A 12,992-nucleotide genomic window follows, 5' to 3' on the forward strand; every position below is an offset into this window, starting at 1 on the left:
GGCGTTCTCGCCTCAGCCGCGGGCACGGCGAGGAGCACGCGGCGGTGCCGGCCGGACGGCAGGGGCCGCCGGGTCAGGCGCGGGACCCTCGCCCGCTGAGGGCGACCGGGAGGGCGGCCAGCAGCGCCACGGCCGTGAACGCGAAGGCGGGGCCGTAACCGAGCAGCTGGATCAGCAGGCCCAGAGCCACCGCTCCGGCGCCCGAGCCCGCGTCGTAGCCGATGTTCCACACCGCGCTGGCCCGGCCGTACCCGGCCGGACCGGCGCGGTTGAGCATGAGGGTGACGGTCTCGTTCTGGACCGCACCGAAGCCGAGGCCGAACACCGCCGCGCCGAGAAGCACCAGCAGCGCCGTCCCCGCACCCGGGCCGTCCCCTCCTCCGGACGACCACAGGGCAGCGGTGATCAGGGCCATGCCGAGGACCGCGCCGACCATGCCCGGCAGCAGCAGGAGGACACGCCGGTAGCGGTCGTGCAGCATCCCGGCGGTCCAGCGCCCCACCACGACCGCCAGCGCGTAGGTGGTCAGAGCGCCACCCACCAGCCACGCCGCCTGCTCGAAGGGGATGGCCAGGAAGGTGATGATCGCGCTGGCAGCCGACGCGGTCAGCAGCATGAGCACCAGCGGCGCCGCCAGCGCCAGTAGCAGCGAGGGTTTCGCGGAGGTGCCGGGGACGCTCTCAGCCGACCGGTCCACGCTGCGCAGCGCCGCACGGTTGCGGCCGCCGTCGGCGAACCAGACGCCCCCGGCCAGGACCGCGCCCAGCACTGAGCACAGACCGGTGATCCAGAACGCGGTGCCGAAGCCGATGTTGAGGGCCAGCCCCACCCCGCCGGGCAGGATAAGCACCTGGGGCAGACCGACCGCCAGCCCGTAGTAGCCGGTGGCCCGGCCCACCTGGTGCTGTGGGACCAGACGGGCGGCGAGCACCGTCCCGGCGACGCTGACCATACCGAAACCGACACCGCGCACCGCCGAGATGGCCAGGAGCGCGGCCAGGTCGGTGGTCAGGGCGAACAGCGGGGCGGGCAGGCCCATGATCAGCGATCCGACCGGGAACGCCCACCGATAGCCGCCCCTCTCCAACAGCCAGGGCATGGCGAGTTGGGTGAGCACGGTGGTGAGCATGAACACGGCGGTGGTGCTCCCCGCGCCGAACTCGCCCACGCCGCCACGGGTGGCCCACAGCGGTACCAGCGGGAGGACGGCGGCGAAACCGCACAGTCCGATCGCCGTGGCCGCGATGAGAAGGGCGAAGCCCTTGCCGCGCAGCCCTGGCAGGGCCTTGTCCGCGGACTCGTCGGACGGTGTTCCGCCGCTCCCGGGGGAGGACGAACGAGATCGGATCATCCGTCCTTTCTAGCCGACGTAGGTATACCTGTCGAAACCGTGCGTATCAGGCCCCGTCCGTCTCTCACGCCACCGCGTCGGGAAATCCGCCCGAGCGGCGCTACCCGTGTTCGGGAGCGGTCCTCTCCGCGAGCCAGTCCCGGATGCGCACGGTCAGTTCGGGGGTGAGGGCGCGTTCGGCGTGCCCCATCCCCGGGATGATCCACAGGTCGCGGGGCTCCAGGGCGGCTTCGTAGATCGCGGTGGCGTGGGAGACGGGGAAGTAGGTGTCGGCGTCCCCGTGCACGACCAGCAGAGGTGTCGGGGAGATCTTCCCGGCGGCCTCGCGCGGCTCGGCCGGTCTGGAGTCCCACTCGCGGTTGATGACCCGGACCCTGCGGAAGCTGCGCAGGAGGAAGCGGCCCACGCTGCCTCCGATGCCGAGGTGAAGCAGCCGCATGCGGCGTGTGCCCTTGTAGTACCAGCGGCTCGGTCCACTGACCGAGACCACCGCGTCCGTCCCGCCGTAGACGGCGGCGTGCCGGACGGCGACGGCGGCCCCCATCGAGAAGCCCACGACGGAGACGGAGGTGTAGCCGAGTTCGCGCAGACGGACGACGGCCGCCTCCAGATCGTGGATCTCCTCGTTGCCGACGGTGCTGCGTCCGCCGGAACGGTGGTGGCCGCGGAAGTCGAAGGTCATCACGTCGCCGACGGGCAGGAGCGCCTCGGCGAAGGCACGGGTGTTCGGGTTGCGGTAGGTACCGGTGAACCCGTTGGCGAGGACCACGGCGGTGGTGCGGGCTTCGGAGCAGCTCAGGAGCACGGCGTCGATACCGACTCCGTCGGAGGTGGTCAGCCAGTAGCGGTTCTCTTGGGGCTGGGAGAGCGGGTGGTCAATGGCATCGGACACCCCACCATCGTGCCCGATCAGTTCCGTGGGTCGAAGCCCGGGCCCAGTGTGTCAGTCCCGTCGCCGTAGCCGGCAGCGGTGCCATGGGAGGGGTGGCCGGCGGGCGGAGCCTCCCGGGAGGGGACTCCGCGGGGCTCACCGTAATCGGCTTCCGCGTGCTCGTATCCGTCGTCGTACTCGCCGTAATCGTCGTCGTACTCGTACCCGTACTCGTCCTCGTACCCGTCATAGCCCTGGTCCCAGGCCTCACGGACAGCGGCGGGCGGGAAGGCCAGCGAGCGCAGGTCGAGCACCGCGTGGACGAGGACCGGCACCCATATGCTCCCGGTTCCCAGGTAGAGGACGGTGAACAGGGTGCCCGACACGCCTGCGCTGACCAGCCCCCACCAGCCCTGGTAGAGGTGCGCGACGGAGAACAGCACCACCGACAGCACGGCGGCGATCCACAGCGGCACGTCCATGCTGGCCACCAGGACGATGAACAACCCCCGGTAGAGCAGTTCCCCGAACACTCCCCCGGTGACGGCCACCCCGGCGGCCAGCACCCGCTCGGTGGCGGTGCGCGGCACGAGCAGGCCACGGGCGCGCTCGGGCTCGGGAAGGGCGACGGGCGTGGCCGCGCGCCGTCTGCGGCGGCCGGAGGCCCGACCGCCGTGCGGGTCGTACCCCGCCTGCTCAGCGGCTCTCCCGGAGCCGCGGCGCCTGCGGCCCCCACCCTGCTTCTGGCCCGTACCGAGTATGGGCAGGTTCTTCGGCAGTCCGTTGACCAGTACCCACAGCACCGCCAGGGCCAGTAGGCCGCCGACGGCGCCGCCCGCGACCGGTCCCCAGGCGTGGGGTGCGCGCAGCCCCAGGTCGGCGGCGGCGAGGTTCGGCGAGAGCAGCAGCACCCCGAGGGCCGCCAGACCCCACAGCACGTGGACTCCCAGCGTGAGGGCGTGCACCAGCGTGAGGGCTTGCGCGTGGCTGTCGCGCCTACGGGACAGCCACGCGAAGGCCCTCCTTCCGAGGAGGGGTTCGCCGACCGCCGCGAAGAGGAGCAGCAGGACCGTCAGAACGGTTCCGGCGAAGCTGAACTGAGGGAGGGATTCCGACCATGGCACGGAGGTAATAGTAGAGGTCCGAAACGAGTCTTAGTGCACATGCCAGATTTCGGTCCCAGCTTCCTCTTGCCGTGCGACCCGCGAGGGGTGACCGTGGAAGTGCCACAGGTCACACCACGGGCGGTGGCACCCGGCCCGCGTGACCACCGCTCGGACCCCGAAGGGCTGGGTAGCAGGGATGGCAGACCGAGCCGTAGACGTACCGAGGGCCGACAGGCCCCAGAACATCCGCGATATCGCGCTGGTCGGCCCGTCCGGCGCCGGTAAGACGAGTCTGGTCGAGGCGCTGCTTCTGACCACGGGGGAGATCAGCCGCCCCGGCAGCGTGGCGGAGGGCACGACCGTCAGCGACCACGACGATGTCGAGATCCGCCAGAGGCGTTCGGTCCACCTCACCGTCAACCCGGTCATGGCCGGTGACGTGAAGGTCAACCTGCTGGACACCCCCGGATACGCCGACTTCATCGGGGCCATGCGCGCCGGGCTGCGCGGCGCCGACGCCGCCCTGTTCGTCATCTCCGCCCTGGACGGTGTGGACGGCCGCACCCGCGTGCTGTGGGAGGAGTGCGCCGCCGTGGGCATGCCCCGGGCGGTGGCCGTCACCAAGATCGACCATCCTCGCGCGGACTACGACGAGGTGGTCGCCCAGTGCCAGGAGGCGTTCGGCCCCGGCGTCCATCCCGCCTACGTCCCCGCCGTGGAGGGCACGGGGGACGATCGCCGCGTGGTCGGCGTGTGGGGACTGGTCTCCGAGCGCTACTACGACTACTCCGACGGGGGCGGAGCCGCCCCCGCTCCGCGCTCCGCGCCTGACTGGCTGCGTGAGACCGCGGGTCCGCTTCGGGAGGCCCTCATCGAGGAGGTCATCACCGAAAGCGAGGACGAGGACCTCATGGAACGCTACATGGAGGGCGGTGGACTCGACCCGGACCGGCTCATCGCCGACCTGAAGACGGCCGTGGCCGCGGGCGGCTTCCACCCGGTCCTGGCGACCAGTCCCACCCAGGGCGTGGGCGTGCGCGAGCTGCTGCGCGAACTGCCGCTGTCGTGCCCGGATCCGACCCGCCGCCCGTTCCCACCGGTGACCACACCCGCGGGGAAGCCGGTGCGGGGCATGTCCTGCGACCCGGACGGACCGCTCGTCGCGGAGGTTCTCAGCACCACCGGTGACCCGTACGTGGGCCGGATGAGCCTGGTGCGCGTGTTCTCCGGAACACTGCGCCCCGACGCCCGCGTTCACCTACACGGACACGGCGTGCCCTGCGGCCTGGCCGGGTCCGGTGAGCTCGACCGTGCGGGCAACGACGAGCGCGTGGGTTCGTGTCCGTACCCCTGGGCCGCGAGAGCCGCCCGGCGGGCCAGGTGGTCGCCGGTGACCTGTGCCTGGTGGCGAAGCTGCCGGACGCCCGTACCGGTGACACCCTCTCCGACCCGGACCGGCCGCTGCGGGTGGCCCCATGGCACTTCCCGCAGCCTCTACTGCCCGTGTCGCTGACCGCCGCCTCCTCCGGGGACGAGGACAAGCTGTCACAGGCGGTGGCCCGTCTGGTGGCGGAGGATCCGTCGCTGCGGGTGGAGGTGAACCCGGAGACCCGCCAGATGGTGCTGTGGAGCCTGGGTGAGGCGCACCTGGACGCCGCGCTCGACCGGTTGGAGCACCGCGGCGGGGTGCGGGTGGGGACCGGCGAGGTGCGGGTGCCGCTGCGTGAGACCTTCGCGGTCCCGGCACAGGGCATGGGGCGCAACGTCAAGCAGAGCGGCGGACACGGCGAGTTCGGCGTCTGCCGGATCCAGGTGGAGCCGCTGGAGTCGGGCGCGGGCCTGGAGTTCGTCGACGAGATCGTGGGCGGGGTCGTGCCCCGCCAGTTCATCCCTTCGGTGGAGAAGGGCGTTCGCGCCCAGATGGCGGACGGCATGGACTCGGGATATCCGCTGGTGGACATCCGGGTGAGGCTCTACGACGGCAAGGCGCACTCGGTGGACTCCTCCGACATGGCCTTCCAGAAGGCGGGCCGCCTGGCGCTGAGGGACGCGGCGTCGGCCGGGAGGCTGACGATGTTGGAACCGGTGGACGAGGTGTCCGTGGAGGTGGACGACGCCTACCTGGGCGCGGTGATGAGCGATCTGTCGGCCCGGCGCGGCCGGGTGGTGGGGACCGAGACGGCCAGCGGTGGACGAGCGGTGGTGCGTGCGGAGGTGCCGGAGCTGGAGATCACCCGGTACGCGGTGGAGCTGCGGTCGGTCTCGCACGGCACGGGGGTGCTCGCCCGCCACTATCTGTGCCACGAACCGCTGCCGCACCAGGTCGCCGCCAGGCTGCCCGAACCGAGCCGGGCGCACTGATCCGGCAGACGGGTTCCGGACGGCGCGGGCCGGCGGCGGCTAGAAGATCCGGCCCGGCCCGCTGCGGTCGGCGAGGGCCGCGAAACGGAAGGTGTTCACCGGGTGGCTGGACAGGAGGTTGACCAGCATCACGAAGAAACCGGTGTCGGTGTGGGCGCGCGCGGCGATGTCGTCGAAGTCCACGGACCGGTAGAGGTACTTGCCCGCCGCCAGCACCCTGAGCCCTTGCACGCCCTCGGGGCAGAACGCGTAGGCGTGGTTGTCGGCCGTGTACTCCTGCGCGCGGCCCAGGGTGGTGCCCACACCGGGGATCACGTTCGCCACCGAGACACCGAACTGCCGCCAGAACGACGTGTGCCCGGCGGCGATGTGCCCGACCTCGTGGCCGATCACGAACCGCAGCGCGTCGGGGTCGGCCAGGCGCCCGCCCACCTCGAACAGGTCACTGTTGACGGCCACGTAGCGGCGGAACCCGTGCCCCGAGGCGAACGCGTTGATCACACCGTTGCCCAGCACGATGTAGGCCTCGGGCACGTGCCGCATGTTGAACGCGGCGGCGGCCTCGGCCACCATCCGGTGCGCCTCCGGAAACTGCCCCTCGGTGATACGCACCCCGTTGACGCGCTGGCGCGCGTACAGCTGCCCGCGCACGAAGTACACGAGCGCGGGGATGCTGAGCAGTAGCAGCGGCTCGTTCGGGTCACCGGAGTAGGCGCGGCTGAGCGCGCCCACCACGGCGAACAGGGTCACCCCCACGCACGCGGCGAGGAGGGGGATCTCCCTGGGATGGCGCAACGACCTGCGCAGACGGCGGTCACCCCACCGCCATGGGACGACCCCCATCCGCGGTCAGAGACGGTAGTCGGTGTCGGGATGGTCGTCGTCGGGCCCGGGGGGCGGCGCGTCGTGGGCGCTGCCCCGCGGCGGCGGACCGCCGTAGGCCGGACCGGACGGCGGGCCCTGCGGCGGGCGCAGCCCCTGCGGGAAGTCGTCCTCGTCCAGCAGCGCGGCCATGTCCGCGGACAGCGTGGACTCCTCGACCTTCTCGCTGCGCCACTCCTCGCGGAGCTCCTCGTCCTGGCCCTCCATCACCGACTCCATGTCGGCGTCGTGGGTGGTCTTGGACCGGTCCGTCTCGGGGTCGGGCCAGGAGGAGGCGAGGTAGGCGCTGTCGTAGGCGTCGTTGGAATCGGACGGGCCGGAGACCGGGGAGCCGGACGGCGGCGGGCCGAGCGGGTCGGAGAGGGGATCCGAAAGCGGGTCGGAGAGCGGCTCCCCCTGTGGCGCGGGCGCGTCGATCGGGGCGCCGCTCGGCGGCTCGGCCGGACCGCTCATGGTCGCGTACGTGTCCGCGGGCTCCTCGGGCGGCGGCCCCGGGAACGCCTCGCCCGCGGGCGCCGCGGAAGCGCCGCCCGGCTGGCGGTCTTTGCCCAGGTAGGACAGCGCGGCGACGGTGATCGCGGCGAGTCCGGCGCGCAGGGTGGGCTCGCGGGCGGGCGCGAAGAACGGCGAGTGGTTGCTGGGGACGTTGCCCATCTTCTCGTACGGGGTGTCGCCGGGGGCGGCCTCCCACACGTCGTGCGGGGTGGCGCCGACGAACCAGAGCACGTAAGGGATGGGCTGTGGGTCGTCGGGCAGGCCGAAGTAGCCGAAGTCCTCGGTCGCCGGGGAGGGGTCCGGCAGGTGGATGACGTAGTCGTCGCCGAAGTAGGCGTGGTGCGCGGCGGCCACGTCGGCGGTGCTCTGCGCGTCGTTGAGGGTGGCCCCGGCACCCTGGAAGCGCTCGATGTCAGGCTCGCGGGTGGCCCCGGACGCGGCGGCCTCGGCGCGCACGATCCGCTCGATGGCGGACTCCAGCTGCGCGGCGACGTTGTCGTTCAGGGTCCGGGTGTTGATCTCCAGGTACGCCTCGTCGGGGATGATGTTGGCCTTCGTCCCGGCCTGGATCCTGCCGACGGTGAGTACCGCCATCTCACTCGGGCTGACCTCGCGGGAGACCACGCCCTGTAGACGGGTGACGATGCTCGCGGCGATGAGCACCGGGTCCACGGTCGTGTTCGGCTGGGAGGCGTGGCCGCCCTCCCCGTACACGCGCACCCGGTAGGAGCTGGAGGCGCCCAGGATGACCCCGGCGCGGTGGGAGATCAGCCCGGCGGGCTGCGGCCCCAGGTGCTGGCCGAGGACGACGTCGGGGCGGCCGAACCGGTCGAACAGCCCGTCCTCCAGCATGGTCTGCGCGCCGTCGAGGGTCTCCTCTCCCGGCTGGGCGACGACCATCACGGTCCCGGACCACTCGTCGCGGGTCTCCGAGAGCAGGTCGGCCGCGCCCACCAGGCAGGCGGTGTGGGCGTCGTGCCCGCAGGCGTGCATGACGGGAACCTCGACGCCGTCGTCGACGGCACGAGTGGTGCTGGCGTAGGGCAGCCCGGTCTTCTCCTCCAGGGGGAGCGCGTCCATGTCGGCGCGCAGCATCACCGTGGGTCCGGGGCCGTTGCGCAGGATGCCGACGACCCCGGCCCCGCCCACACCCTTGTGGACCTCGTAGCCGGTCCGGGTGAGCCATTCGGCCACACCGCTGGCGGTGCGGTGTTCAGCATGGGAGAGCTCGGGGTTCTTGTGCAGATCGACGTAGAACCCCTCCACGAGCGGGAAGAGCTCGTCCAGGAGTCGCATGACCACGTTCCCGTGCTGGGCGGCACGGTTGGGGTCCACCGCGTGCGGCACGGCTTTCACCGCCTTCTTCCGTATCTCAACTGGGTCGGAGCTGCCCAGCGGGCACCCGTCTGACGGCACAGCCTATCGGCGCGCCTGTCACGGGCACACACTGGCACGTTCACCCACGGTGCGCCGCGGTGTGACGTATGGGTTAGGGTCTGCACACGGAAAGCCACCCCCCGTCGAGTTGCTCACATCACACGCGCCTCAGGCACCTCGATCCCACATCTGGGTGAGGAAGAACTCCGGCGGTTTTCCACCGAATACGGGAGAACTGCTGGCATCCCTTGCTACATCACAGTAAGGTAACGCAGCACATGTCCGTTCGTCCGACCCTACGGTGTCCCCCTCGCGCGCCACGCGGCACCGTCCCTGCGTACTCCCTGGCCTGTACACACGGCCACGAGAGCACGCACACACCCTCAGTATCAGAGTGATCTCGGAGTCCACCCGTGTCCTCATCCATGACCAGTCCGACAGACCGAAATCCGGAGCCGGGACGAGGCGCGACAACCCCGGCCACGGACGAGAAGACAGATACGACGGCCCCGGTCCCCGGCCGTGACTCCCGCCTGGACAACGCCAAGTTCGTTCTGATCGCGCTGGTCGTCATCGGCCACGCGATCGGACCACTGCACGACTACGGGCCCGCCAGTGCCCTGTACTACTGGATCTACTTCTTCCACATGCCCGCGTTCATCCTGATCAGCGGCTACCTCTCGCGGTCCTTCGACGCCTCGTCGAAGCGCGTGGAGAAGCTGGTCCTGACGTTGGCCGTGCCCTATCTGACCTTCTGGACGATCCACCAGACCATCCACTTCTTCACGCGCGGCGGGCTTCCCGACTCCCTGTCGGTGCTCCAGCCGACCTACGCCCTGTGGTTCCTGGTCGCCCTCTTCCTGTGGCGCCTGAGCGTGCCGATCTGGAAGCGGCTGCGCTGGCCCGTGCTCATAGCGGTGGCCGTCTCGATGTTCGCCGCCACGACCGACCTCGGCGGGACGCTCTCGCTGGGGCGTGTCCTCAGCTTCCTTCCGTTCTTCGTCCTGGGCCTCAGCCTGCGCCGCGAGCACTTCGACCACCTGGACAGGCTGTGGGTGCGGATCGCGTCCGTACTGGTGCTGGGGACGACGGCGGTACTGGCCGTGCCCATCTCCGACCGCCTGAGCAGCGACTGGCTCTTCTGGGCGAGCAGCCTCACCGACCGGGACATCGACCCGCTCCTGCCCAGTCTGGGCCTGCGGATGGCCTTCATGGGCCTCGCGCTGGTGATGACCGTCGCCGTACTCGCGCTGATTCCGAAGCAGCGCATGTGGTTCACGCCGTTGGGCGCCTACACCTTGTACGTGTACCTGGGCCACTCGGTGGTCATCGTCATCCTCCAGGCATCCTCCTGGTACGGCCTCATGTCCGGGGCACCGGGGATGGTGACCATGGTCGCCTTCGGCCTGGGACTGACACTCCTGCTGTGCACCCCGTGGGTGCGCCGGAGTATGCGCTGGGCGGTGGAACCGCAGCTGACCTGGTTCCTGCGCGAGGACGCCGCGGTGCACTCCGGGGACAGCGCCCGGAAGCACGGCGGGGCCGACGGGGGCTCCGGGGACGACCGGAAGAAGAGAGCCGGGGCCTGACTCCGTTCCCCCCTTCCACGAGCCGGGTCACGCGGAAACGACGGGGGCGGTGCGCCGACACGCACCGCCCCCGCCCTTGCGTACCCTGCCCCGCCTCGGAAACGGGAGGGACCAGGGAGATCAGCTTCCGCTGTTGACCACCGTGCCGGAATCGGCGCCACCGGCGCCCGTGGCGGATCCGGAGGCGGTCTCCGTCCCGGCCCCGGAGGCGAGCAGCCCGCGGCGACGCGTCTCGAAACGGCGCGTCTCCTTCCACAGCCGCAGCACCAGGACGAACTCGAAGAAGGCCAGCGCCAGGACGGAGAACACGGCGACCGGGATGATCAGGCTGTTCAGCGGCGTGAAGAGGGCGACCAGCACGGTCACCGGCGCCACCACGCACAGGAACATCTCGAACTCGATGCCGCTGAACAGGTGGGGGCGCACCCGGTGCCGCAGAAGCATGTCACGCACACGCGGGTAGAAGCCGGTCGGCACCGGGGCGTCCGGGCGGGCGGGGGCATCCGCCGTCTCGTCGTCCTCGAGATCGGCGTCGCCCTGGCCGGCGGCCCCCAACTGGTCGGTGTCACCGGTCAGCTCGGCGAGGGTCTGGTGCATGCTCCTACGGGTCTTGGCCACCTGTGAGCCGTTGAGGTAGCGCAGCAGGTCGAAGAAGACCACGACCGGCGCCACGATCAGGTAGGCCGCGTTCCCGGTGACCGCCCACTGGCCGATCAGCAGGGCCATCACGCAGCCGAAGAACCGGATGCGGTCGAAGACGAAGTCGACCCAGGTGCCGAAGACCGAACCGGTGCCCTTCAGCCGGGCGATCTTGCCGTCCATGCAGTCCAGCACGAAGCTGAGGTGGAACAACAGGGCGCCCAGCAGGAGCCAGGGCCAGCCGCTGCCCGTGACGAGGGCCGGTGCGGCGAAGCACAGCGCGGAGAACAGACCGAGGATCCCGGCTCCCAGCGTCAGCTGGTTGGGGGTGATGCTTGTGCGGTTCGCCGTCCAGGCGACCAGGCGTCCGGCCAGGGGGTCCACCAGGAAGACCGTCCACCAGGCATCCTTCGCCTTGTAGGTCTCTTCCTTGACTTGCGCGAACGTGAAACGCGACATTCGGGTTCTCCAGGAGTGCCGTTCCCGCGTGCCGCCGTCCGGTCGCGCACAGGCACCGACCGAGGGCACGGGAAGGGGCCGAATAGGCGGGGATCGAGTCATCATGCCAGATCGGAGGTCGCTCAACCTAATCAGTGACGGCATACTTGACTGGTAAGAGGGGGATCAACAGGCGGTCGCGCGGTAGAAGCGGATGGTCCACCCCCTTCGGTCTCGACCGAGGTATGAGGCATTGCGTTTTCTGAACGACCAGGCACCCCAGCAGGACCTGACCTACAGCGACGTGTTCATGGTTCCGGGCCGCAGCGCCGTGGGCTCCCGGCTCAGTGTGGACCTGTCGTCGTCGGACGGCACCGGCACCACCATCCCGCTGGTGGTGGCGAACATGACGGCGGTCGCCGGACGCAGGATGGCCGAGACCGTCGCCAGGCGCGGCGGAATCGCGGTCATCCCGCAGGACATCCCCATTGAGGTGGTCTCCGACGTCGTCGCCTGGACCAAGCAGCGGCACCTGGTCCACGACACCGCCATCACACTCAACCCCACCAGCACCGTCGGCGAAGCGCTCAACCTGCTGCCCAAGCGTGCGCACAACGCCGTGATCGTGGTCGACGGGGGCCGCTGCCCCGTCGGTGTGGTCACCGAGGCCGACTGCGTCGGCGTCGACCGCTTCGCACAGCTGCGCGACGTGATGTCCACCGAGCTGCTGACCATCCAGGCGGACACCAAGCCGCGCGAGGCGTTCGGGAGGCTGCACGACTTCCGGCACCGGCTGGCACCGGTCGTGGACGGGGACGGCGCCCTGGTGGGCGTACTCACCCGCACGGGCGCGCTGCGCTCCACTCTGTACACGCCCGCCGTGGACGCCGACCACAACCTGCGCGTGGCCGCCGCCGTCGGCATCAACGGCGACGTGGTGGGCAAGGCCGCCGAGCTGCTGGCCGCCGGTGTGGACACACTGGTGATCGACACCGCACACGGTCACCAGGAGAAGATGCTCACCGCGGTCTCCAAGGTGCGCTCGCTGGCGCCGAAGGTGCCGATCGTGGCGGGCAACATCGTCACCGCGCAGGGCACCCGCGACCTGATCGAGGCGGGCGCCGACATCGTCAAGGTCGGCGTCGGCCCGGGCGCGATGTGCACGACCCGCATGATGACCGCTGTGGGCCGCCCGCAGTTCTCCGCCGTGCTGGAGTGCGCCGAGGCCGCACACGAGCTGGGTAAGCACGTGTGGGCGGACGGTGGCGTGCGCCATCCGCGCGACGTGGCCCTGGCCCTGGCGGCGGGCGCGTCCAACGTGATGGTGGGCTCGTGGTTCGCGGGCACCTACGAGTCGCCGGGCGACGTCATGCGCGACGCCGAGGGCGGACAGTACAAGGAGAGCTTCGGCATGGCGTCAGCCCGCGCGGTCCGGCTGCGTACGGCCGAGGACTCCCCCTTCGAGCGGGCCCGAAAGGCCCTGTTCGAGGAGGGCATCTCCACTGGCCGCATGTACCTGGACCCGGAGCGGCCCGGCGTGGAGGACCTGATCGACCAGATCGTCGCCGGTGTGCGCAGCTCGATGACCTACGCGGGCGCCACCTCGCTGGCGGAGTTCCGCGAGCGCGCCGTGGTGGGCGTGCAGAGCGCCGCCGGCTACAACGAGGGGCGCCCGGTCCCCACCAGCTGGTAGGGACCGTTCTCTTTACGCGCTCGCAAGCTCGCGTCGGGGCTGGGGAGTGTTTTTTAGAAGGCTTTCAGGTCAGTGAGCGGCCGTCCGGGCCATCTCTCGCAAGACGATGTGCGAAGTTCAGCCTGGTCGTGCTTCACGAGCGCAGAGGCGTAGCGAGAGGCAGCCCGGTGGACGCGAGCCCGAAATGATG

8 protein-coding genes and 1 pseudogene are annotated in these 12,992 nt (G+C 70.7%); 3 read left to right on the plus strand and 6 right to left on the minus strand.

Annotation, left to right across the window (positions count from 1 at the left end; translation table 11 throughout):
- Nucleotides 1-73 precede the first annotated feature (73 nt).
- The 3 genes from AC0T5L_RS11615 to AC0T5L_RS11625 form a co-directional block, all read right to left on the minus strand.
- Nucleotides 74-1,351: an MFS transporter gene (locus tag AC0T5L_RS11615; protein ID WP_476165442.1), complete on the minus strand. Its 1,278-nt coding sequence runs from the start codon at nt 1,349-1,351 to the stop codon at nt 74-76.
- A gap of 100 nt (nt 1,352-1,451) precedes the next feature.
- Nucleotides 1,452-2,243, minus strand: coding sequence for an alpha/beta hydrolase (locus AC0T5L_RS11620; protein WP_476165443.1), 792 nt, complete (start codon nt 2,241-2,243; stop codon nt 1,452-1,454).
- Nucleotides 2,244-2,260: 17 nt separating this feature from the next.
- Nucleotides 2,261-3,346 carry a CPBP family intramembrane glutamic endopeptidase gene (locus AC0T5L_RS11625; protein ID WP_476165444.1) on the minus strand — a complete coding sequence of 362 codons (1,086 nt, stop codon included), beginning with the start codon at nt 3,344-3,346 and terminating at the stop codon, nt 2,261-2,263.
- Between the two features lie 178 nt (nt 3,347-3,524).
- On the opposite strand from AC0T5L_RS11625, the pseudogene AC0T5L_RS11630 reads away from it, so the two are divergent.
- Nucleotides 3,525-5,689, plus strand: a pseudogene (locus AC0T5L_RS11630) (elongation factor G-like protein EF-G2).
- A gap of 39 nt (nt 5,690-5,728) precedes the next feature.
- On the opposite strand, the gene AC0T5L_RS11635 reads toward AC0T5L_RS11630, so the two are convergent.
- Nucleotides 5,729-6,532, minus strand: a complete 804-nt coding sequence (locus AC0T5L_RS11635) for a M48 family metallopeptidase (RefSeq protein WP_476165445.1) — start codon at nt 6,530-6,532, stop codon at nt 5,729-5,731.
- A gap of 6 nt (nt 6,533-6,538) precedes the next feature.
- A complete protein-coding gene (locus AC0T5L_RS11640; RefSeq protein ID WP_476165446.1) occupies nt 6,539-8,422 on the minus strand; it encodes an amidohydrolase in 1,884 nt (627 codons plus the stop codon).
- A gap of 446 nt (nt 8,423-8,868) precedes the next feature.
- On the opposite strand from AC0T5L_RS11640, the gene AC0T5L_RS11645 reads away from it, so the two are divergent.
- Nucleotides 8,869-10,032, plus strand: a complete 1,164-nt coding sequence (locus AC0T5L_RS11645; protein WP_476165447.1) for an acyltransferase family protein — start codon at nt 8,869-8,871, stop codon at nt 10,030-10,032.
- 120 nt (nt 10,033-10,152) lie between these two features.
- Here AC0T5L_RS11645 and AC0T5L_RS11650 read toward each other — a convergent pair whose 3' ends face one another.
- The gene (locus AC0T5L_RS11650; RefSeq protein WP_476165448.1) at nt 10,153-11,130 is read right to left on the minus strand and encodes a CDP-alcohol phosphatidyltransferase family protein; all 978 of its coding nucleotides are present in this window, start codon (nt 11,128-11,130) and stop codon (nt 10,153-10,155) included.
- A gap of 232 nt (nt 11,131-11,362) precedes the next feature.
- Here AC0T5L_RS11650 and AC0T5L_RS11655 point away from each other — a divergent pair, with 232 nt between their 5' ends.
- Entirely contained in the window at nt 11,363-12,802 is a 1,440-nt protein-coding gene (locus AC0T5L_RS11655) for a GuaB1 family IMP dehydrogenase-related protein (RefSeq protein WP_476165449.1), read from the plus strand.
- Nucleotides 12,803-12,992 lie beyond the last annotated feature (190 nt).

It is taken from the genome of Nocardiopsis sp. TRM 82005 (genome assembly GCF_056312425.1).

Coding starts and splice junctions, on each gene's coding strand:
- AC0T5L_RS11615 (WP_476165442.1), bottom strand. CDS start 1,351: ATGATCCGATCTCGTTCGTCCTCCCCCGGGAGCGGCGGAACACCGTCC.
- AC0T5L_RS11635 (WP_476165445.1), bottom strand. CDS start 6,532: ATGGGGGTCGTCCCATGGCGGTGGGGTGACCGCCGTCTGCGCAGGTCG.
- AC0T5L_RS11645 (WP_476165447.1), top strand. CDS start 8,869: ATGACCAGTCCGACAGACCGAAATCCGGAGCCGGGACGAGGCGCGACA.
- AC0T5L_RS11650 (WP_476165448.1), bottom strand. CDS start 11,130: ATGTCGCGTTTCACGTTCGCGCAAGTCAAGGAAGAGACCTACAAGGCG.